The sequence below is a fragment of the Vreelandella lionensis genome (assembly GCF_044543515.1).
GTDB classification, from domain to species: Bacteria; Pseudomonadota; Gammaproteobacteria; order Pseudomonadales; family Halomonadaceae; genus Vreelandella; species Vreelandella lionensis.
Window position 1 is genome coordinate 25,471 of record NZ_JBITWC010000016.1, and the last position, 21,669, is coordinate 47,139.

Below are 21,669 nucleotides of genomic sequence, written 5' to 3' on the forward strand. Positions count from 1 at the left end.
ACACCTACCCCCTGCGCCTATGATGGCTAATAAAAAGGGAGCACCACATGTCATATCCTGCCAGCCAACGACGTTCACTGCTGCAAGAGGCGCGCTGCCAAACCTGTAGCCTAAGCTCGCTGTGCCTACCGCTTGCCCTAGAACTTGAGGATATGAGCCAGTTCGATGCGATTATCCGCCGCCGCTCGCCGTTGAAAAAAGGCGAGCCGCTGTTTCGCCAAGGAGATCCTTTCACCAGCGTTTACGCGGTGCGCTCTGGCAGCTTGAAGCAGGTGACTAGCGAAGGGAATGGCAACGACCAGCTCACCAATTTCTTTCTACCCAGCGAGCTGGTGGGTCTGGATGGGATTGACGAAGAGCACTACCCCGGCACCGTGATTGCCCTGGAAACCACCACGGTATGCGAAATTCCGTTTGACCGTTTGGACTCGCTCTCCGAGGAGCTGCCCGAACTGCGCGGCCAGCTTTACCGCAGCATGAGCAAGGAGCTACGAGACGACCGGCGGATGATGCGTTTACTGTCACGCAAAACTGCCGATCAGCGGCTGGCCAGCTTTTTGATTACACTTTCTGACCGTTTTCGGCGCCGGGGCTACTCCCCCTTTAGCTTCCGGCTTTCCATGTCACGGGCAGATATGGGCAACTATCTAGGCCTCGCGGTGGAGACGGTTAGCCGTATTCTTAGCCGCTTTCAGCAGCAAAACGTAGTGGCCGTCTCCGGGCGCGAGGTCAATATTTTGGATATGCAGCGCCTCATCACCCTGGCTGAAGAGGAAGCCCAGGCGGTTAACTCACGTTAAACGCCTGAATGCGCCCTTCCATCAATGCGGCCTGCTTCGCTTCCAGACCGGCAAAATCAAACAGCTCACGGTCGGCAAGCTGCGAAGGGGCAACATTGGTCACCGCTTTGAACATACTCTCCAACCGGCCGGGGTGTTTTTTATCCCACTCCGCCAGCATCTCTTTGACAACCTGGCGCTGCATATTGGGCTGAGAGCCGCACAGGTTGCAGGGAATGATCGGAAACTCCATCAGCCTCGAAAACTCCGCAATATCCGCCTCTTTGCAGTAGGCCAGCGGGCGAATCACAATGTTTTTACCATCATCCGAGAGCAGCTTCGGTGGCATGGCTTTTAAGGTGCCGCTAAAGAACATATTGAGAAACAGCGTCTCCAGGATATCTTCCCGGTGGTGGCCCAAAGCAATTTTGTTGGCCCCAATCTCATCGGCAAAGCCATACAATGAACCACGCCGCAGCCTTGAGCAAAGCGCGCAGGTGGTTTTACCTTCCGGGGTTTTCTCCTTCACCACCGAGTAGGTATCACGCTCCAGAATGTGATACTCCACGCCTTGCTTATCCAGGTACTGGGGCAGCACGTGTTCTGGGAAACCTGGCTGCTTCTGATCCATATTGACCGCTACCAGGGAAAAATTAACCGGTGCGTTGCGCTGTAGGTTGCGCAGAATCTCCAGCATCGTATAGCTATCTTTACCACCAGAGAGACACACCATGACTCGGTCACCTTCTTCGATCATGTTGTAATCGATGATGGCGTTCCCCACTTCGCGCCGCAGGCGTTTCTGCAACTTGTTGAATTCACGCTTCTGCTTGGCATCCTGCAGCTCATGCTGCTGGACAAGGGGCTCGTCAGACGCGCTGTCTGACGAAGTGGGGTCAAAGTAGTCAGGTTGTAACATGATCGTCGCACTGCCGATGGGTGAAGGAGCAGCGCATATTCTAACAACACTACGAAGCTCTACCCAATACAAACCCTAGGCAGTTAACGCTATCTCGCGCTGAAGACGCAGATACAGCAACGCGCTGGCGGTGGCTTCACTGACCACGCTGGGCCAGGTTAACGGGGGTAGTTTCCATCGGGTAAGCGCATCACCAAGGCGGCTGCTGGCTTCGATATGAGGATGCAGCCGCCGTAGCTGACGCCCGTGCAGCTTGGCAATATCCACCTGCGCGTTAGGCAGCCCGAATCCCAGCACGTTTCGAAACAGCCCATTAAGCGGCTCAATGGTGTTCTCTAATTGCCACCCGACTAGCGGCCGATTGCCAATAAACTCCGCCAGCTCACTCAGACACTCAGCATCGGGAGAACGGGGCGAGTGCGTGGTATGCAACTGATGATGGCGTCGCAGAGTAGCAGGCGCCAGCGCCGGTGATGCGGCTAAGGTGGCCACCCACGTACGGCTGGTGTGCACTTGGCGCGGGCTTAGCACCACCGCCGCCACACTCATTACAGCGGGCTGAACGGCGCTTACCTGGCACGCCATGGCCACGGCCTCTTCCCCCATATAAGGCTGAAACAGCCAGGCATAGGGCGAGTCCGCCCAGCGACGGCGGTCGCTCTCACGCTGAAGCAGAGTGCGCAGTGAACCGCTGAACAGGGTCATATGTCGATCTAACAAGCGCATTCCGCTCACGAATACTCCAAATGGTAACGATGGGAAAGACGCTGCTTAAAGTCTTTCACGATGTGTAGGGCTTCACGCAACAAGTCCCGTTCTAGCGAAGAGAGCTCCTGAACGACCACTCGATTGGTGCGTTTAGGGTTGGCGTTATCCAACTCCTGAAGCTGCTGACGAAGGCGTAGCTCGGTAAACAGCGCCAGCGCCTCGCCTAGATCATCGGCAAAGCGGCGGTCAAGCCGCCCATCGGCGGCCAAGGCATCTAAGCGGTCCAAGGTAGAGGTCGCATTAATGCGCCGCTCAAGGGCCATCGTACGCACACCGTGGACTATCGGAAAAATACCGCCTTTTTTGATATCAATACCGTGCTGGGGCTTTTTCAGCGAGCCAAATAGCGTCAGCGGCGTCGAGAAGCGCAGTGCCGCCCGGGCAAAGTAAGAGAGCAGCAGTTCATCGTGGGAGCAGCGTTCAAACAGCGCTTCACGCACCTGATCCAGTAGCGCCGGATTACCCGCCACGCCGTGGGAGTCCAATAGAATCGCTAGTTTCATCAGGCTATCGCCATCTCGGGCATTGATCCACTTAGTGATATTGTTTTTCCACTGGGAAACCGTACCCACCCACTCTGGGTTAGACACCATGATATTGCCGGGGCAAGGTGGATAGCCTAGCTGGATTAGCGTTTCCGTTAGAGTGTTCATCTCCTCAGCCACTGTGGGCCACTGGCAATCATCAGCTAAGATCAACCCATTATCTTGATCGGTTTTGAGGATCTGCTCGCCGCGTCCTTCGCTGCCCATCACCATTAAGCAGCTTTGGGTGTGGTACTGCTCAGGCACTGTGAAGCTCCACGCTTTGCTCATAATGCGCCCGTTCAGCGCCGCCAACAGATCCATGGCAAAACGCAGCTTTACGCCCTGCGCCATCAGCGCATTCACTAATTCCGGCGTACGCTGGCTGGCCGCCGCCAGCGCTTCCAGACTGTTGGCCTGCTCCACCTGCAGGCTGACCACGTAGCTACGGCTAGAGAAGAAGCTCAACACGTCCATTAGCTCAACGACGCCTTTAACACTCTCCTCTTCCATTACCACCACCCGCGCCACTTTATGGCGAGTCATTAAAATCAGCGCTTCAAACAGGTACTGCTCGGGAGCTACCGTGACCAAGGAGACGTTGGCCAGCGCTTCAACCGGTGTTGCCTGGGTGCAGTTACCCAATACCAGCCCATTGAGCAGATCAGTTTTGGTAACCATGCCCAGGGCGCCTGCAGTAGCGACCAGTAGACTGTCGGCATGACTGTCATTTAGCTGTCGAACAGCGTCATGAATACTCTTTGAGGCATCAATGAGCAGCGGCTCGCGCATACACTCATTCACTTTGGCCAGCATAAAGCCCGCCATGGTGACGCCGCCTTCGGCGCGTTTTTCGGTGAGCAGGCGCGCTTTGTGTGAGAGCGACTGCTTAAAGAACTGCTCAAACGGTGGATAGTGACGGCACAGTTGAGTAAACAGCGCTTTAGGCATCACATAGCACAGGCACTCTTGTTCAGCTTGGAAGCGGTAGCGGCTTTTGCCGTTGAGGATACTGATGGCGCCAAACAAATCGCCTGCGGTGTAGTGGCCAATGCGCGCACTAGCAGCAGGCAGAGTGGGATCAAGTTCGGCGACCTCGCCTTTATGAATCAAGAAAACGGATTCGCCCGCCTGGCCCATCTCCAGAATAATTTCATCGCGGTCAAAGTAGGCAAGATCCATCCCGCGACGAACATGATCGCGCCCCGCCTCATCCATCAGCGTAAACGGTAGCTGGGACAGATCCACTTCCACCATGGGTGACCTCGCTCAAGCGCAATGATTAGGAAGGACAACGAACGGTTTGATTACTTTTCAACCAATACATTCATTATACTTTTTGCTATAGCGCTAACGTCTTAACGACGTTCGTTCAGCGACTAAAGTAGCGACTTTTTAAACACAATTAAACCAACTAAACGCCTCTTATTAAGGTAGCAAACATTACTTTTAACCGAGCCATAGACCATTGTCCTATCACTTCTCAGGTGGCGTTTAAATATCGATGAAAAATCAATAAAAATAATGCTTTATATTCAAGATAGCCAATTTCACTGCCTTGCAAAGAGCACCTGATACCAAAGTCTGGGATTTATTTTTTGCAATTATTGCCCAGTATTATCAACGAGTCATACAGGGTAATCGCACGACACCTATCTAACGCACTTCAAGCCGCTGACGATAACTTGCCGATCACCCAATAACGACACAAGACGGCTTAACAATAAGAAGGTGACGTGCCTGGCAACACTGTCTTACCGCCCAACACCCAGCGCGGTTTTCTATGCGGGGTTGCCCTGATGAACCAAACGCTATCTTGAGTTCACTTTCCAACCCTAAAAATCACAACTGGAGAGCAACACAATGGCAGACGATAAATCCAATGCTGCTGAATACTGGAAGGCCAACGTCCGGCTAATCTTCGGATGCCTCGTGGTTTGGGCATTTGTCTCCTATGGATGCGCCATCCTGTTCCGTCCGCTACTCGCGGGCATTCCCGTTGGCGGAACGGACCTGGGCTTCTGGTTTGCTCAGCAAGGCTCCATTCTTACCTTCATCGTGCTGATCTTCTTCTACGCCTGGAGAATGAACGCGCTCGACAAAAAATACGGCCTGGGGGAGTAAGCCAGCATGAGCCAGTTTGCAATTAACTTACTGTTTGTTGGCGCCTCGTTTGCGCTCTATATCGGGATTGCGATATGGGCGCGAGCGGGCTCCACCAAAGACTTCTATGTCGCCGGTGGCGGCGTACACCCGATCACCAACGGCATGGCCACAGCGGCCGACTGGATGTCGGCGGCATCATTTATCTCTATGGCGGGCTTGCTCGCTTCTGGCGGCTACGCTAACTCCACCTTCCTGATGGGCTGGACCGGGGGCTACGTTATCCTGGCGATGCTGCTTGCCCCTTACCTGCGTAAGTTCGGCAAGTTCACCGTTCCAGATTTCATCGGCGACCGCTTCTACAGTAACACCGCGCGTTTAGTGGCGATTGTGTGTTTGATCGTAGCCTCGGTGACCTACGTTATCGGCCAGATGACCGGTGCAGGCGTTGCGTTCTCCCGCTTCCTAGAAGTGAGCAACACCTGGGGTATCTGGATCGCCGCGTTTATCGTCTTCCTTTACGCTGTTTTCGGCGGTATGAAAGGCATCACGTATACGCAGGTTGCTCAGTACGTGGTACTGATCATCGCCTACACTATCCCGGCGGTGTTTATTGCCATGCAGCTTACCGGCAACCCGATCCCGATGTTCGGCATGTTCAGCACGCACACTGAATCTGGCGTGCCGCTGCTGCAAAAACTGGATGACGTGGTATCTGCACTTGGCTTCCGCGACTACACCGCAGACGTGGATAACAAGCTGAACATGGTGCTGTTCACCCTGTCGCTGATGGTCGGTACTGCTGGCCTGCCCCACGTTATCATCCGCTTCTTCACTGTACCGAAGGTGGCTGATGCGCGCTGGTCAGCAGGCTGGGCACTGGTGTTCATCGCATTGCTCTACCTGACTGCCCCGGCGGTTGGCTCCATGGCACGCTTGAACCTGATGACCACTGTTTATCCGGAAATGGCTGGCCAAACGGAGAACTACGAAGAAGCTGCGCGTAACCCGATCCTCTATGAAGATCGTCCTGAGTGGTTCAGCACCTGGGAAGAGACAGGCCTGATCACCCACAACGACCTGAACGAAGATGGCCGCATCCAGTTCTACAACGGCACGGCTGACTTTGCAGATCGCGGTTGGGAAGGCAACGAGCTAGAAGTTAACAACGACATCCTGGTACTGGCAAACCCTGAAATTGCCAATCTCCCAGGCTGGGTAGTGGGCTTGATCGCAGCGGGCGGTATCGCAGCGGCTCTCTCTACCGCAGCGGGTCTGCTGCTGGCGATCTCTTCCGCCGTCAGTCATGACTTGATCAAGACCATGATCAACCCGAAAATTTCTGAAAAAGGCGAAATGCTGGCAGCACGTATCTCCATGGCCGGTGCGATCCTGCTAGCAACTTACTTGGGCCTTAACCCGCCTGGGTTTGCCGCTCAAACGGTAGCACTTGCCTTCGGTATTGCCGGTGCCTCGCTGTTCCCTGTGCTGATGATGGGTATCTTCTCTAAGCGCATGAACAACAAAGGCGCAATTGCCGGTATGCTGGCAGGTCTGATCTGCACCCTGCTCTACATCTTCACCTACCTGGGCTGGTTCTTTGTTCCGGGCACCAACATGCTGGCCAACACGCCGGATAACTGGATACTGGGCATTTCACCGCTCTCGTTTGGTGCTGTAGGCGCGCTGATCAACTTCGCTGTGGCCTTCGTTGTCTCTAACGCCACCGATGCGCCGCCGCAAGAAATTCAGGACCTGGTGGAAAGCGTACGCTATCCGAAAGGTGCTGGTGCAGCGGTTGATCACTAAGTCATAATCGTTCCACCCTATTGCGCCGTCGGCCAATAGCGAACGGAACCATCTTCCATCGGGCTTCCTTAGGGAAGCCCGATGGCTTTTCAGAAGGAAATAGTATGATTTGGCACTTAGTGGCCGCCGTGTTTGCAGGCCTTGCCGCGGCAGGTATCGGCCTATTGCTTCGAACAATCAGCCGTAAGCGGCTACCCAAATGGATCGTGCCGGTGTTTGGTGGGCTGGGCATGCTGGGTTATCAGGTTCAATTTGAGTATGGCTGGTTCGAGCATAAGCAGCTGCAGCTGCCGGAAACGGCCCAAGTGATTTCCAGCGACACGTCCAGCAACATGTGGCGACCCTGGACGCTTATTTTCCCGATCACCACCACTTTCAGTGTGGTGGATAGCGAGAATGTACGTGCCCAAACCGTCGATGGCGATCTGGTGGCCGAGTTTATTCTTTACCAGTTTGAGCGCCGCCATACGGACCTGATCACCACGCAGCCCTACATCCTCAACTGCTCAAGCCGAGAGCTGATTCCGCTAAACCCAGAGACCGGAGACGCGGATCTCAATGAGCTACGCACACTCCGCGACACCTCACCGCTGCTGACCACCGTTTGCCAACTGGCCAACGAACGGCAGACGTAGCGCCTCCCCTTCGCCTAGAATGGAGCCCTTTGCTGGGCGAAGGTCGGTTTAGACGTACCGCTCAGAAGCGCTATTTAAAGGTACTGTTAAAAGTACGATTGGTGAGGAGACACTATGTTTCATGGCGGGCTGCTGGTCGCGGTGTCACTGCTCTATATCGCAGTGCTGTTTGGTATTGCCTGGTTTGGCGACCGGCGTGCACGCACTCACGGCGCCAGTCGCCGTCGCCCAATAATTTACAGCTTGGCGCTCGCCATCTACTGCACGTCGTGGACCTTCTACGGCGCGGTGGGTCAAGCGGCCACCGCGGGCTGGTCGTTTGCCAGCATCTTCGTGGGGCCTATTCTGACGTTTTTGCTCTTCTGGCCTGTGCTGGCGAAGATGATCCGCGTTGCCAAGCACCAAAACGTCACCTCCATTGCCGACTTTATCGCCTCCCGCTACGGCAAAACCCAATCGCTGGCCGCCTTTGCTAGTTTGGTCGCCCTTGTCGGCACCCTGCCCTACATCGCGCTACAGCTAAAAGCAGTCTCCACCACGTTCAGCGTGCTCACCGACGCTTCTGATGTTACCCATACGCCACTGTTTGGCGATACGGCCTTTTATGTGGCAGTAGTGATGGCCATTTTTGCGATTCTATTCGGCACCCGGCATACCGATGCTACTGAACATCATGAAGGTTTAATCCACGCCGTCGCGTTTGAGTCATTGGTCAAGCTGCTGGCCTTTGTCGTACTCGGCGCTTTCGTTACCTGGGGCATGTTCGATGGCCTGGGTGAGCTGATGGGGCACGCAGAGAGTCAGCTTGAACTTCAGCGCCAGCTCGCCAATCAGGATTTTGGCCAGAGCTTCTGGGCGCAGACCCTGCTCGCCATGCTGGCGATCCTGTGTCTACCCCGCCAGTTTCATGTGGCGGTGGTCGAGAACATTCACCCTGACGACGCCACTAAAGCACGCTGGCTGTTTCCGCTTTACTTGCTGGCGATTGCCTTTTTCGTAGTCCCCCTGGCCGCCGCTGGTCTGCTGCTGTTTTCAGAAAGCGGTGTGGAGCCCGACACCTATGTGCTCGCCCTTTCCATGGCCTCCGGCCAGCAGTGGCTAACGCTGCTTACCTTTATCGGCGGCTTTTCTGCTGCCACAGGTATGGTAATTGTGGCGGCGGTGGCAGTCTCCATCATGATCTCGAACGAAATTGTGATCCCGGCGCTTTTCAGGCTGCGCTGGTTTGACACCAAAGCCCGTGACTATGGCCGCTTGGTGCTGCGCGCTCGCCGCCTCACTATTGTTGCCGTGCTGGCCATGGCGTACGGCTTTTATCAGCTGATTGGCGAATTCACCTCGCTGGCCTCCATCGGCATGCTCTCGTTTGCCGCAGCGGCCCAGTTTGCCCCGGCGCTGATTGGCGGGCTGTACTGGAAGCGCGGCAACCGCTTAGGCGTCATTGTGGGCATGAACGTGGGCTTTGCTATTTGGGCGTATAGCCTGCTCATGCCCGCCATGATTAACGCTGGTGTGCTGCCTCAAGCGTGGCTTGCCGGTGGCCCGCTGGGGCTTAACTGGCTGTCGCCCACGGCGCTGTTTGGCCTGAACATGGGCGATGCCTTTACCCATGGCGTGATGCTTTCGCTAGGGGTCAATCTGTTCTGCTATATCTTTGTCTCACAGATTACCTCCCAGCGGGTGGTCGAACGCATTCAGGCGTCGCTGTTTGTGGATAGCGTCGAAACCCGCCAAACCTCCGTTAATCGCCCCTGGACAGGGGCCACAACGGTGGGCGATTTGAAAGTGCTGTGTGAGCGCTTCTTAGGCGCGGGCCAAGTCGACCGTGCCTTCGATGATTACGCACGCCGAGCGGGTAAGCCGCTGGATGACGGCACCCGCGCCTCCATCGACGTGATCCAATTTACCGAGCGGTTTCTCGCTTCTGTCCTGGGGGCATCGTCGGCGCGGATCGTGGTGAACTCTGCACTTCAAGGGCGAGGCATCGGTATTTCCGATGTGATCTCTATCGTGGATGAGGCCTCCCAGGTGCTGGAGTTCAACCGTGCCCTGCTGCAGGCCACCATCGAGAACATCAACCAAGGCATCAGCGTGGTCGATCAGAACCTACGCCTAGTGGTGTGGAACCAGCGCTATTTAGAGCTGTTCCGCTTTCCTGATCACATTATTCGCGTTGGCGCACCGATGGATCGCATCTTCCGCTACAACGCCCACAACGGCGAGTACGGCCCTGGCGACCCGGAAGAGCACGTGCAGCTACTGCTGGATAACATTCGCGATGGCCAGCCCCACCGCTACGTGCGCTACCGCCAGGACGGCAGCGTGCTGGAAGTACAGGGCAACCCGATGCCCGGCGGCGGCTTTGTATATACCTATCAGGATATTACCCAGCAAAAGCGTATCGAAGAGGCGCTGATCCGCTCGGAAAACAATATCCGCATCTATACCGATAACGTCCCGGCGCTCATTGCCTACTTCGATAAAGAGAGCCGCTATCTGTTTACCAACCGCGCCTACGAGCAGGCGTTCAACATCGACCGCAACGCGGTGATTGGGCGGCGCTACGAAGACGTGCTGCCGGTGAAACAGGCCGAAGAGCGGGTGCCCTGGGTACAGCGCACCCTGGCCGGTGAGCGGGTCAGTTTTGAAGTCTCCATGCGGGTCAACGACGCCATGCGCTATATGCTGGTGACCTATACGCCTCACTTTGGCGACAGCCAATCGATTTTGGGTTTCTTCGCTCTGTATCAAGACATTACCGAGCGCCGCCAAGCGGAAATCGCCCTGAAAGAAACCAACGAGACCCTGGAAGAGCGGGTGCGCGAACGTACCCAGGCGCTCTCAGAAGCCAACGCCGCACTGCGCCAGGAGAACCGTGTGCGCGCCGAAGCGGAGCAGGCACTGCGCCAAGCTAAACAGCTCGCGGAAGACGCCAACGCCTCGAAAACCCGCTTCCTGGCCGCCGCCAGCCACGACCTACTGCAACCTCTAAATGCCGCGCGCCTGTTTACCTCGGCGCTGATGCAGAACGTCACCGCCAGCGACACCCAGCGCACCATTGGCCATATCGACAACTCGCTGCAAGCGGCCGAAGAGCTACTAGGCACGCTGCTGGATATTTCAAAACTGGATGCGGGTGCGCTGACGCCACGGCGCAGCCATTTCGCCTTAGCCGATATTTTCCGCCCGCTACGCGCTGAGTTTGAGGTGATGGCCGATGATCGCGGCTTGGATCTTGACGTTGTGCCCACTCAGCAGTGGGTGGACTCCGACCCCCAGATGCTGCGCCGGATCGTGCAGAACTTTCTCTCCAACGCGATTCGCTACACCCAAGAAGGCCGCGTGCTATTGGGCTGCCGCCGCCAGAGTGGGCGGCTACTGATTGAGGTGTGGGACAGCGGCCCGGGGATTCCTGAATCCAAGTTAACGGAAATCTTCCAGGAGTTCCGCCGTCTGGATCAAGTCTCCCGCCATAAAGAGAGCGAAAAAGGCCTTGGGCTGGGGCTCTCCATTGCCGATCGTATGAGCCGCGTTCTGGATCACCCCATCAAAGTGCGCTCGTGGGAAGGGGTAGGCACGGTGTTCTCGGTCAGCGTCCCCATCGTTGCGGCCCGAGAAATAACCGTCGCCGATCAGGAGCCCAGCGGCCGTCGTAGCGGTAATAAGCTGGCGGGCACACGGATTGTGTGTATCGACAACGAAACGCTGATTCTAGAAGGCATGACCGCGATGCTCAGCGGCTGGGGCTGCGAAGTGTTTACCGCCACTAGTATCGGTGGGGCAAAGTCGATTCTACGCAATATGGACGGTGATCCTGACGCCATCCTGGCGGATTATCACCTGGATAACGAGGTCACCGGCCTGATGGCGCTAGAAGCACTTAGTGAGCGCTTTGCAGGGGCCGTTCCCGGCATTGTCATCACCGCCGACCGTACCGAAGCCGTCGCAGAAGAGATCAAGCGGGCAGGCTACCAGCTACTGCTCAAGCCGGTGAAACCAGCCGCCCTACGCGCACTGCTCACTCGTACTCTCCAGGCCAGCCGCGCCAAACCCTAATAGTGAACCCAAAAACAGCAGCGCCGCGCTTAGAAAAATCTAAGCGCGGCGCTGTTCACCTGCCGTTAGCCGTTACGACTCGACTTTCGGCGGCTCTACTTCCAGTTTCTGCGCGGCAATAACCGCCTGAGTGCGCGAGTGCACGCCCAGCTTACGCAGAATGGCCGTCACATGGGCTTTAATAGTCGCTTCTGACACATTCAGCTCGTAGGCAATTTGCTTATTCAGCAGGCCTTCGGTCAGCATGTTCAGCACGCGAAACTGCTGGGGTGTTAGCGAGGCAATCGCCTCAGCAAAGCGCGACTCCTCTTCACTGGTCTCTTCCAGTACGTTGGCTAGTGCTTCCGGTAACCACACCTCACCCTGCAGAATCTCGCCGACCGCTTCCGCGATCAGTTGCAGCGATGATGATTTAGGAATAAAACCAGAGGCACCGTAGTCGATAGCACGACGCACCACGTAGGGCTCATCGCTGCCGGACACGACGGCTACCGGAATATCCGGCATCTGCCCGCGCAGTTGGATGAGACCCGAAAAGCCGTGGGCACCAGGCATATGAAGATCCAGCAGAATTAAATCCGCATCGGGGTGTCGATTAACGACCTCAGTGGTGGCTTCCATGGTGTCGGCTTCGACAATCTCAGCCTGGGGGGCCAACTGGCGCAACGCCTGGGTGAGCGCTGCACGAAACAGCGGATGGTCGTCAGCGACGATAAACTTATGGGCTACTGCCATGGATATTCCTCCGGTTCCTCGAGCAGCGGGGTTGCCTGCCGCCGCGACGCTAGGCTCATACGGTTGAAGCATGGTACCCCATGGGCTTCATCATGCCCAAGCATCACATGCACAATTTGTTATTGAGACGTCATCCGAACAGAAACAGCAGTGCCGGCCCTATGGCCGGCACTGCATCGGATAAGCGCAGTTTGCCTGATCGTAATGAGCAAACGCTTGACGTCCGTCATTGAAAATCGCCCCCACTGCTGAATGTCAGCGGGGGCGATCAGATTACTGATTTGCCCGATGCTCAATCAAGTCATCGACGACCGATGGATCTGCCAGCGTGCTGGTATCACCCAGACCATCGCACTCGTTGGCGGCAATTTTGCGCAGAATGCGGCGCATAATTTTACCTGAACGCGTTTTCGGCAGCCCCGGTGCCCACTGGATAACATCCGGCGAGGCAATCGGCCCGATATCTTTACGCACCCACTGAGTCAGCTCTTTCTTTAGCTCGTCTGTGGGGTCGATACCGTCGTTCAGGGTAACGTAGATGTAGATACCCTGACCTTTGATATCGTGGGGGAAGCCCACCACCGCCGCTTCGGCCACAGCAGAGTGCGCTACTAGCGACGACTCGATCTCAGCAGTACCCATACGGTGGCCAGAGACGTTCAGCACGTCATCCACACGGCCGGTAATCCAGTAGTACCCATCCTCATCACGACGGCAGCCGTCACCCGTGAAGTACATGCCGTCGTAGGTGGAGAAGTACGTCTGAACAAAGCGCTCGTGGTCGCCCCAGATAGAGCGTGCTTGCCCCGGCCAGGAGTCTAGAATCACCAGGTTGCCTTCGGTAGCACCTTCCAGCGTGTTGCCCTCGTTATCGACCAGGGCAGGTTTAACGCCGAAGAAAGGCGTCGTTGCTGAGCCCGGTTTCAGGTCGGTGGCCCCCGGCAGCGGCGCAATCATGATGCCGCCGGTTTCTGTCTGCCACCAAGTATCCACAATCGGGCACTTCTCGTTGCCGATCACGCGGTAGAACCACTCCCACGCTTCGGGGTTAATCGGCTCCCCCACCGACCCCAGTAAGCGCAGCGAGTCACGCTTGCTGGAATCCATCACGTTGTCGCCATGAGCCATCAGCGCACGCACGGCTGTGGGCGCGGTGTAGAGGATATTGACCTGATGCTTATCGACGATTTCACCCATGCGGCCGTGGGTCGGATAGCTCGGCACGCCTTCAAACATCAGCGTAGTGGCACCGTTCGCCAGCGGGCCGTAGACGATATAGCTATGCCCGGTCACCCAGCCCACGTCGGCCGTACACCAGTAGATTTCGCCCTCTTGATAGTCGAACACGTACTGATGCGTCATGGCGGCGTAAGTCAGGTAACCGCCGGTAGTGTGCTTCAAGCCTTTCGGCGCGCCGGTGGAGCCTGAGGTGTAGAGAATGAACAGCGGATCTTCCGCATTCATCGCCTCAGCTGGGCACTCGCTGGACTGTTTGTCGACCAGCTCGTCAAACCAGATATCGCGGCCTTCCTGCCAGTCGATCTCACCGCCGGTGCGCTTCACGACCAGCACGTTTTTGCACACGTCGGTGCCATCGCGCTTGAGCGCGGAGTCGACGTTCTCTTTCAGCGGCACATGCTTGCCACCGCGAACCGACTCATCGGCAGTGATCACCAGTTTAGAATCTGCGCCGATGACCCGCTGGGCCACCGCGTCTGGCGAGAAGCCGCCAAATACCACCGAGTGCACCGCACCGATACGGGCGCAGGCCAACATGGCCATGGCCGCTTCGGGAATCATCGGCATATACAGCGTTACTGTATCGCCTTTCTGAACACCCAGCGATTTCAAGCCGTTTGCTAGCTGATTGGTGCGCTCGTAAAGTTCGCGATAACTAATATGTTTGGATTCGTTGGGGTTATCGCCTTCCCAAATAATCGCCGTTTGGTCGCCGCGCTTCTCTAGGTGGCGATCTAAGCAGTTCGCCGCGACGTTAAGTTCGCCGTCTTCAAACCAGCGAATATCGACGTTATCTCGGGCGAACGAGGTGTTTTTGATTTTGCTGGGGGTTTTAATCCAGTCGAGGCGTTTTGCTTGCTCGCCCCAGAAACCTTCTGGGTCGTCCATGGACTGCTGATACATTGCCGCATATTTATCTTTATCGGCCCATGCCTTGGCAGCGATGCTATCGCGCACTGGATAGACGTTTTTATGCTCGCTCATGAAATTGCCTCTGTCCGTGAAGTTGCACTCTCTAGAAAATGGTGTCGGCCTTATTATTGACTACACCGACGCGCGTAATATTTACCTAGCATAAACCTGTCCTGAACGGCTTCCCTTTAGACATTGGTATTAGCGTTTTTTATTTTAAAAACAATGATTTAAAATAGCATCACAGGTTTTTAAATGCGCTGTAGACCAAGGTCTGATCACAATGGCGGCAACGATAACGACGCCCCTTTACCACTAAGGCATGACGTCTGGCGGTAAAATGATGGATCTGGCAGCCACACTCATACCGATAAGGACGCGGTTGGGAACGCTGAATATCAAAGCGGTGAGTCACCCGTGGCACCAAGCCAAACAGATTTCGCATCACCGACTGCCACTCGCGGCCGTGGGGCTTTAAGCGCGTGCCGTTGGCCAGATGAAAGACCAGCCAGTGGGCCATCTCGTGGGGAATCACTTCATCGAAGAAGGCCTGTCGATTGTCTTTCAACAGCACTGGGTTAAAGCGTAGTCCACCCCGCCCAAGATGCGCCTGCCCTGCTGAAGCACCTTTCAAATCAAACCATACCTTTGGGGCAGGCAGCGCTGGGTAGACTTCTCGGCAGCGTGCCAGGGCCTGCGCCACGCGCTCTTGAGCTGCCTGAAGCAACGCGTCATGAGAACGCGACATGAGCTCATCGCGCGGCCAAGGGGGCAGTGGTGACGTCTTCATTAGTGATAAACTAGCCATTAGTGACGTTGCTCGATTGTGACGGATCGACAGCGGTTTTCAAAGATGACGTTGACCACGAGGCTCCCCATGGCAGAGCGCAATACCGTGACCGAAGCAAACTCGCCCGACAATGCCCCGCCTCAGCCGCTGCTTGATGATGAACAGCTCGACAGGCTGGATGATTTTCTCGATTCAGAGCAAGTGGGCGAAGATGCCCTCGATCTGATTTCAGCCCACGGCTTTCTCGTCGCCTTGGCGGTTGCCCCTAGCGAGCAGCCCACCGTGCAGTGGCTAGAGGAGCTATTCCAAGGCGAACCCAACTACCGCGACGCCGCCGAGCGCGAAGAGATCATCCAGCTGCTGACGCTACTGCGCGACAACGCCATGGCGGTACTGGAGCAAGGAGGCCTACCGGAGCTACCCTTCGAGCTAACGCTGGATGGCCTGCCCGCCGAAGAGACGCCGATTGGCGACTGGTGTGCAGGCTTTATGGAAGCGGTGTTCAGCGACGAAAGCGCCTGGTTCCAGGATGACGAAGAGGCCGCCGCAACGCTGCTGCTGCCGTTTATGTCGCTGTCGGGGCTGTTTGACGACGAACCCGATATGGCCGAGATGGCCAAAGATCAGGCCAGCCAAGAGTCCTTCGTTGTTCAACTGCCCGAGCTGGTGCTTGATCTTTACCTACACTACCGCGTACCGCCGGAAACCCCCAAGCCGAAACCGCGTAAAAAAACGCCCGCCAAGGCTAAAGGCAAAAAGCGCAAATAACCGCGCTATTTTAGGCGCATCACAAGGCCATCCACGACGCCATACACCCACTCCTTGGCCCGTTGCCCCCAGGGGCGCGCGGCCCAGGCAGCGGCATCCACCTCTTGGCTGGCGGCAAAGTTACGTTCAAAAAGCGTCTGCACTTCGCAGGCAAACGCCGAGTCCTCTATCTCCTGATTGGCCTCTAGGTTCCAGTGCAGGTTCCAGTGGTCAAAGTTACAGGAGCCGAGGCTAACCCACTCATCGGCCAGGACGAACTTGGCGTGTATAAAAGTCGGCTGGAACTCGAAAATGCGAACGCCTGCTTTCAGCAGCCCTTGATAAAAACGCTGGCCGGCATAGCGTACGCCGGGGTGGTCGTGCTTGGCACCGGGCAGTAGCAAACGAACGTCGACGCCTCGCCGGGCGGCTCGAATCAGGCGACGACGCAGCGCAAATGTCGGCACAAAATAGGGCGTGCACAGCCACAGCCGCTGTTGGGCGCTACTCACTCGGGCATACAGCGAGTGGCGAATCGCTTGATAGCGATAGCCCCTGGCTGACATCACGCGCCCGCGAACGCCATCCCCATGAGCGGTAGCGCTGCGTTGCGGCGGTAAAGGAATAGGCGTTTGGCTGCCGGAAGCCTGCCGGGAAAGCCGGGACCGCCACAGACGACGAAACAGCACCTCCCAGTCCGCGACAGCCGGGCCGTCGATGCGTAGCGCAATCTCGTACCACGCTTGCAGAAACTCATCCACCGCGCCGAAACCGCCAGTAAAGGCGATCTCGCCATCCACCACCACGATCTTACGGTGGTCACGGCTAAGATTGCGTGCTAGAGAGTGAAAGCCAATCGGGTTGAACAGCTGCAACGCCACACCCGCTGCCTGCAAACGTTCACGGTCGCTTCGCTCCAACCCCATGGCGCCATAGCCGTCTAGTAATAGATAGGTTTTCACCCCTCGCCGCGTTGCGGCTTCTAACGCGTCAATGACTTGGTTTGCGAGCTCGCCGGACTCCATCAAATAGAGCTCCACCAGCACGTAGTGCTGCGCCTGACTCACCGCCTCAAACATCGCCGGTAAAAAGCGCGATGCTTCCGGCAGCAGAATCACACGATTTCCTTCTCGCCACTCGTGCTGCATAGAGACTCCTTCTCTTGCTACGCTGCTTCATCCACGCTCAGCGGCTGAGTGAACGATGAACGTACAGATCGTAGCGGCTCGTTTTGCCTTCCAGCGTGTGCTGCGGCGCAGGCCCAGCAATGGGCGGCGCCTTACGCGGGCGTTTCACCAGCACCCGGTGGGTTGCCACCTCGAGCGCAGCCTCCAACAAGCGTGGGGCATCGTCGTCATCCCCGGCCAGCTCACGAAACACGCGCATCTCTTTTTTCACCAGCGCGGACTTTTCGCGATGGGGGAACATGGGGTCCAGATGAATCACCTGAGGCGCAAACTCAGCATCGGCGACGAGAGCTGCCAACTGCTCCGCGGCGTCGCCATGGCGAAGCGCCATTCGCCCGGCAATCAATGCCGTTTCATCTGCGCTAGCGGCACGTTCAAGGCCATCTTGCAGCAGCGCCGCAATGGCTTCGACCCGCTCAATCATTAGCACCGGCGCGCCTAGGCTTGCCAACACAAAGGCGTCACGGCCCAGGCCTGCCGTGGCATCAACGACACTCGGTGTTATGCCTTTAGTTAGCCCACAAGCTTTAGCCACCAACTGCCCACGGCCGCCGCCGAACTGACGACGGTGCGCGGCCTTGCCCGAGACAAAATCAACGCTGAGCGGCTTGCCGTACTGGCGCTCATCCCCCGCTAGGGCGAGCTGACCATTCACATAGCCCAGCGTTAAGCCCGGCGGCAGAGTCACCTGTGGCACCGGCTGGCTCATGCCGGTTTTTTCCAGGCAACGTTATTGCGCAGATAAACCGGCTGCGCCTCATGGGCCGCCTGGCCTAAGCCTGCGTCCAGATCGCGAGCGGCCAGCCAAGCCATCTCCTCTGCTCGTGGCTCTAAATCCGTGAGGTGTTGCGACATGCAGGCCTGCACCCCTACCTCAAACTCATCCCACAGGCTAAAGCCCGAGCCAACGCCCACCCAGTCGGTTTCATCGGCTGGCAGTCGAAACGCACCGGGAGCAATGACGACTTCGTCGTTTTGTAAGCTTACGGCGTCGTTTAGGCAGTGCCAGGTAGCTGCATACACTTCGCCCATGCGGGCATCCAGAGCGGTGACTACATAGCGGAAGTGGTAGCGGCGATGTGCCTGTAGCGCTAGCGCCTCAAGGGTAGAGACACCCAGCAGCGGGCAGTCCAAGCCAAACGCCAACCCCTGGGCAGCTCCGGCGGCAATGCGCAGGCCGGTAAACGAGCCTGGCCCGCGCCCAAAGGCAATGGCGTTCAGCGCTTGAGGCGCAATGCCCGCATCAGCGAGCAGCTCATCCACCATCGGCATTAAGCGCTTGGTGTGCGCTCGCGGGGTCATCTCATAACGCGCTAGACATTCACGCTGGCCGCCCGCTTGGCGGAGCAGCGCCGCTGAACAGGCGCTGGAGGAGACATCCAGTGCCAGAAGGTATAACGACGACATAGCGGTGTTGCACTCCGTAAAAATAGGCCCTTAGTATACCGCCACACGCCTGTAACGACGATGGCCCGCAGGAAGCCTGCGGGCCATCGTGATGCGTGACACTATGGCGTGCTTAGCTCAGCGCTTCTTTCACTTGGCGAGTAATATCCGCCACACTGCCCACGCCCTCTACGCGATGGTACTGAGGCGCGGCGGCAGGATCTTCTTTAGCCCACTGCTGGTAGTAATCCACCAGCGGTGCAGTTTGATCGTGATACACCGACAGACGGTTGCGCACCGTGGACTCTTGGTCGTCTTCACGCTGGATCAGCGTTTCACCGGTCACATCGTCGATGCCCGGCTCTTTGGGCGGATTGTGCTCAACGTGGTACACGCGACCTGAGGCCGGGTGAACACGGCGACCTGCTAAACGGCTGACGATCTCTTCGTCCGGCACGGCAATTTCCAGCACGTGGTCGAGTTTCACACCGCCCTCTTTCATGGCATCTGCCTGAGGAATGGTGCGCGGGAAGCCGTCAAACAGGAAGCCATTCTCACAGTCGGGCTGGCTAATGCGCTCTTTGACCAAGTCGATGATGATGTCATCCGACACCAGACCACCGCTGTTCATGATCTCTTTGACCTTCAGGCCCAGCTCAGTGCCGTCCTTGATAGCGGCGCGCAGCATATCCCCGGTGGAAATTTGGGGAATCTTAAACTGCTCACAAATAAACTGAGCCTGAGTCCCCTTCCCCGCGCCGGGGGCACCCAACAGGATTAAACGCATGGCACTGCTCCTTGAATGATCGTCTTGAATGGTAGTGATAGATGAAATCAATGAACCGACAATAACCGTGCCGTTCAGGCGACACAACTCCCCAAAAGCCTGAGAGCACGATTATTTTGTGTTTTTTTGAGCAAAAACAGCAAAGTGGCCAGCGTTAGTACTTTGGTCACCCTGTTTGCGCCAAACCACCGTTTACGCGACTAAGCCGTTATAAACACAAGCGGCGCCCGAAAGGGCGCCGCTTGTGGCTTGCTCTTATGTCCGCTTACAACAGTAAGCGACGGATATCGGTGAGCACGTCCGCCAGGAAGGCGGTGAAACGCGCCGCATCCGCACCGTTGATCGCACGGTGATCGTAGGAGAGCGACAGCGGCATCATCAAACGCGGCTGGAAGGCACTGCCATCCCATACCGGCTTCATCTGCGCTTTCGACACGCCCAAGATCGCGACTTCAGGGGCATTGACGATCGGCGTAAAGGCCGTGCCACCAATCGAGCCCAAGCTCGAAATGGTGAAGCAGCCACCGGTCATCTCTTCCCGCTTCAGCTTCTTGGTTTGTGCTTTTTTGCCTAGCTCCGCCATCTCCTTGGCAATCTCAATCAAGGATTTCTTATCGGCGTCGCGCAGCACGGGTACCATCAGACCATCCGGCGTATCCACCGCGATACCGATATGGACGTAGTTTTTCCACACTAGCGTATCGCCGTCGCCTTTCAAGCTGACGTTGAACTGCGGGAACTTGCGCAGCGCAAAGGCACAGGCCTTGACCAGGAAGGGCAGTGGCGTGAGCTTGGCTCCCTGGGCTTCGGCTTCCGCCTTCATGGCTTTACGGAAGTTCTCAAGCTCGGTGATGTCCGCTTCGTCGAACTGGGTCACGTGAGGCACGTTGAGCCAGCTGCGATGCAGGTTCGTTGCGCCCATCTTGAGCAGGCGACCCATCGGCTTCTCTTCCACTTCACCAAACTGGCTGAAGTCGACTTCCGGCACGGCGGGGATACCTGCACCACCGCTGGCAGCAGGAGCGGCTGCCTGGGCTTTGCCCTGATTGGCAATCGCCTGCTTGACGTAGGCCTGCACGTCCTCTTTCAGCACGCGCTCTTTCGGGCCGCTGGGCTTCACGAGGCCAAGGTCGACGCCTAGCTCACGGGCCAGCATGCGTACTGCGGGTCCTGCGTGAACCAGCTTGCCGTCACGCGGCTTATGCGCGGCCATTTGCGCTTCGGGGCTGGGAGAACCCGCCGGAGAAGCCTGCTTGGCGCTGGGAGCGCTAGCGCTTTGCTGCTTGCCGCTGTCCGCTTTTTCAGGCGCCGCTTTTTTCGGTGCCGCTTTCTTGGCACCCGCGACTTCCATATAACCGATCACGTCGCCTTCAGAAACGGTGTCACCCTCTTTGACGGTGAGCTCCAGAATCTTACCCTTGAAGGGGCTCGGCACGTCCATGGAGGCTTTGTCAGACTCCAGGGTGATCAGCGGGTCTTCGACGTCAACTTCATCACCGGCAGCAACGCCAATTTCGATAATCGGCACGTCAGAAGAGCCTGACAGATCCGGCACGCGAATTTCTTTACGCTCTGGCTCACCGCTGCCGCTCTCTTCTTCGGCCGCGTCTTCTTCCGCGGGCTCGCTGTCAGCAGCAGGCTCGTCGGCCTGGGCAGGCGCCTCCTCTTCAGCGGCATCGTCACCTTCGCCCGCGATTTCCATCTGGCCGATGACGTCGCCTTCAGAGACGGTGTCGCCTTCTTTAACGGTCAGCGCCACGATCTTGCCGCTGTGCGGGCTGGGCACGTCCATGGAGGCTTTGTCAGACTCCAGGGTGATTAGCGTATCTTCAGCGTTAACGTCATCGCCTGCGCCGACGGCGACGTCGATGATCTCAACGTTATCAGAGCCACCGAGATCGGGAACTTTGATATCCACGGTTTGCTTGCCACCGCTGGCTTTCTTCGGCGCGGGGGCCGCTTCTGGCTGCTTGGCAGGCGCTTCGGGCTGGCTGTCTTCAGCGGCGGCTTCCGGCTCGGCATCGCTGTCACCGCCACCTTCCACTTCCAGCTCGACGATATCGTCGCCTTCGGAGACTTTATCGCCCTCTTTCACCAACACTTTGATCACCTTGCCGCCTTTCGGGGCCGGTACATCCATGCTGGCTTTGTCGGATTCCAGAGTGATCAGGGTGTCTTCCGCTTCAATGACGTCGCCTTCTGACACCGCAATCTCGATGATTTCGACATCGGTATCGCCACCGATATCGGGAACTTTGATGATTTCGCTACTCAAGGTCGCGCTCCTTCCAAA

Annotated in this window: 17 protein-coding genes; 6 read left to right on the forward strand and 11 right to left on the reverse strand. The window is 57.1% G+C overall.

The genetic code is table 11. The features are described from left to right. Positions 1-47 precede the first annotated feature (47 nt). Entirely contained in the window at positions 48-800 is a 753-nt protein-coding gene (gene fnr / locus ACIGG6_RS11235; protein WP_399844507.1) for a fumarate/nitrate reduction transcriptional regulator Fnr, read from the forward strand. Here the strand turns inward: fnr and ttcA are convergent. From ttcA to ACIGG6_RS11250, 3 genes are all read right to left on the reverse strand, one after another. Next, on the reverse strand, positions 787-1,698 hold the full coding sequence (ttcA, locus tag ACIGG6_RS11240; protein ID WP_399844508.1) for a tRNA 2-thiocytidine(32) synthetase TtcA: 912 nt from the start codon (positions 1,696-1,698) through the stop codon (positions 787-789). The genes fnr and ttcA overlap by 14 nt on opposite strands. A gap of 75 nt (positions 1,699-1,773) precedes the next feature. Then, positions 1,774-2,424, reverse strand: coding sequence for a 3'-5' exonuclease family protein (locus ACIGG6_RS11245; protein WP_253505099.1), 651 nt, complete (start codon positions 2,422-2,424; stop codon positions 1,774-1,776). Between the two features lie 5 nt (positions 2,425-2,429). Beyond that, positions 2,430-4,247 carry a putative nucleotidyltransferase substrate binding domain-containing protein gene (locus tag ACIGG6_RS11250; protein WP_399844510.1) on the reverse strand — a complete coding sequence of 606 codons (1,818 nt, stop codon included), beginning with the start codon at positions 4,245-4,247 and terminating at the stop codon, positions 2,430-2,432. A gap of 606 nt (positions 4,248-4,853) precedes the next feature. Here ACIGG6_RS11250 and ACIGG6_RS11255 point away from each other — a divergent pair. The 4 genes from ACIGG6_RS11255 to ACIGG6_RS11270 all read left to right on the forward strand — a co-directional run bounded on the left by ACIGG6_RS11255 (position 4,854) and on the right by ACIGG6_RS11270 (position 11,593). Continuing rightward, a complete protein-coding gene (locus tag ACIGG6_RS11255) occupies positions 4,854-5,114 on the forward strand; it encodes a DUF4212 domain-containing protein (RefSeq protein WP_054641318.1) in 261 nt (86 codons plus the stop codon). A gap of 6 nt (positions 5,115-5,120) precedes the next feature. Continuing rightward, a complete protein-coding gene (locus tag ACIGG6_RS11260) occupies positions 5,121-6,902 on the forward strand; it encodes a sodium:solute symporter family protein (protein WP_399844511.1) in 1,782 nt (593 codons plus the stop codon). A 104-nt stretch (positions 6,903-7,006) separates the two neighbouring features. Continuing rightward, positions 7,007-7,537 (forward strand): hypothetical protein, encoded by a 531-nt coding sequence (locus tag ACIGG6_RS11265; RefSeq protein WP_399844512.1) that lies wholly within the window; start codon positions 7,007-7,009, stop codon positions 7,535-7,537. A 114-nt stretch (positions 7,538-7,651) separates the two neighbouring features. After that, on the forward strand, positions 7,652-11,593 hold the full coding sequence (locus ACIGG6_RS11270) for a NahK/ErcS family hybrid sensor histidine kinase/response regulator (RefSeq protein WP_399844514.1): 3,942 nt from the start codon (positions 7,652-7,654) through the stop codon (positions 11,591-11,593). A gap of 72 nt (positions 11,594-11,665) precedes the next feature. Here ACIGG6_RS11270 and ACIGG6_RS11275 read toward each other — a convergent pair whose 3' ends face one another. The 3 genes from ACIGG6_RS11275 to ACIGG6_RS11285 all read right to left on the reverse strand — a co-directional run bounded on the left by ACIGG6_RS11275 (position 11,666) and on the right by ACIGG6_RS11285 (position 15,227). After that, positions 11,666-12,328, reverse strand: a complete 663-nt coding sequence (locus tag ACIGG6_RS11275) for a LuxR C-terminal-related transcriptional regulator (RefSeq protein ID WP_016916171.1) — start codon at positions 12,326-12,328, stop codon at positions 11,666-11,668. A 273-nt stretch (positions 12,329-12,601) separates the two neighbouring features. Then, complete coding sequence (gene acs, locus ACIGG6_RS11280) at positions 12,602-14,551, reverse strand: acetate--CoA ligase (RefSeq protein ID WP_399844515.1); 1,950 nt, start codon at positions 14,549-14,551, stop codon at positions 12,602-12,604. A gap of 169 nt (positions 14,552-14,720) precedes the next feature. Further along, a complete protein-coding gene (locus ACIGG6_RS11285) occupies positions 14,721-15,227 on the reverse strand; it encodes a SprT family zinc-dependent metalloprotease (RefSeq protein WP_399844516.1) in 507 nt (168 codons plus the stop codon). A gap of 129 nt (positions 15,228-15,356) precedes the next feature. Between ACIGG6_RS11285 and ACIGG6_RS11290 the strand changes: the two genes are divergently transcribed. After that, positions 15,357-16,037 (forward strand): YecA family protein, encoded by a 681-nt coding sequence (locus ACIGG6_RS11290; protein WP_399844517.1) that lies wholly within the window; start codon positions 15,357-15,359, stop codon positions 16,035-16,037. Positions 16,038-16,042: 5 nt separating this feature from the next. Here the strand turns inward: ACIGG6_RS11290 and ACIGG6_RS11295 are convergent, their stop codons facing one another. The 5 genes from ACIGG6_RS11295 to aceF form a co-directional block, all read right to left on the reverse strand. Next, positions 16,043-17,164: a phosphatidylserine/phosphatidylglycerophosphate/cardiolipin synthase family protein gene (locus tag ACIGG6_RS11295; protein WP_399844518.1), complete on the reverse strand. Its 1,122-nt coding sequence runs from the start codon at positions 17,162-17,164 to the stop codon at positions 16,043-16,045. Positions 17,165-17,201: 37 nt separating this feature from the next. Further along, positions 17,202-17,912 (reverse strand): class I SAM-dependent methyltransferase, encoded by a 711-nt coding sequence (locus ACIGG6_RS11300; RefSeq protein WP_399844519.1) that lies wholly within the window; start codon positions 17,910-17,912, stop codon positions 17,202-17,204. Further along, entirely contained in the window at positions 17,909-18,610 is a 702-nt protein-coding gene (gene tsaB, locus ACIGG6_RS11305; RefSeq protein WP_399844520.1) for a tRNA (adenosine(37)-N6)-threonylcarbamoyltransferase complex dimerization subunit type 1 TsaB, read from the reverse strand. The genes ACIGG6_RS11300 and tsaB overlap by 4 nt, the downstream gene beginning before the upstream one ends. 112 nt (positions 18,611-18,722) lie before the next feature. Beyond that, positions 18,723-19,376 (reverse strand): adenylate kinase, encoded by a 654-nt coding sequence (gene adk / locus ACIGG6_RS11310; protein ID WP_253503514.1) that lies wholly within the window; start codon positions 19,374-19,376, stop codon positions 18,723-18,725. 265 nt (positions 19,377-19,641) lie between these two features. Next, positions 19,642-21,651, reverse strand: a complete 2,010-nt coding sequence (aceF, locus tag ACIGG6_RS11315; RefSeq protein WP_399844523.1) for a pyruvate dehydrogenase complex dihydrolipoyllysine-residue acetyltransferase — start codon at positions 21,649-21,651, stop codon at positions 19,642-19,644. Positions 21,652-21,669 lie beyond the last annotated feature (18 nt).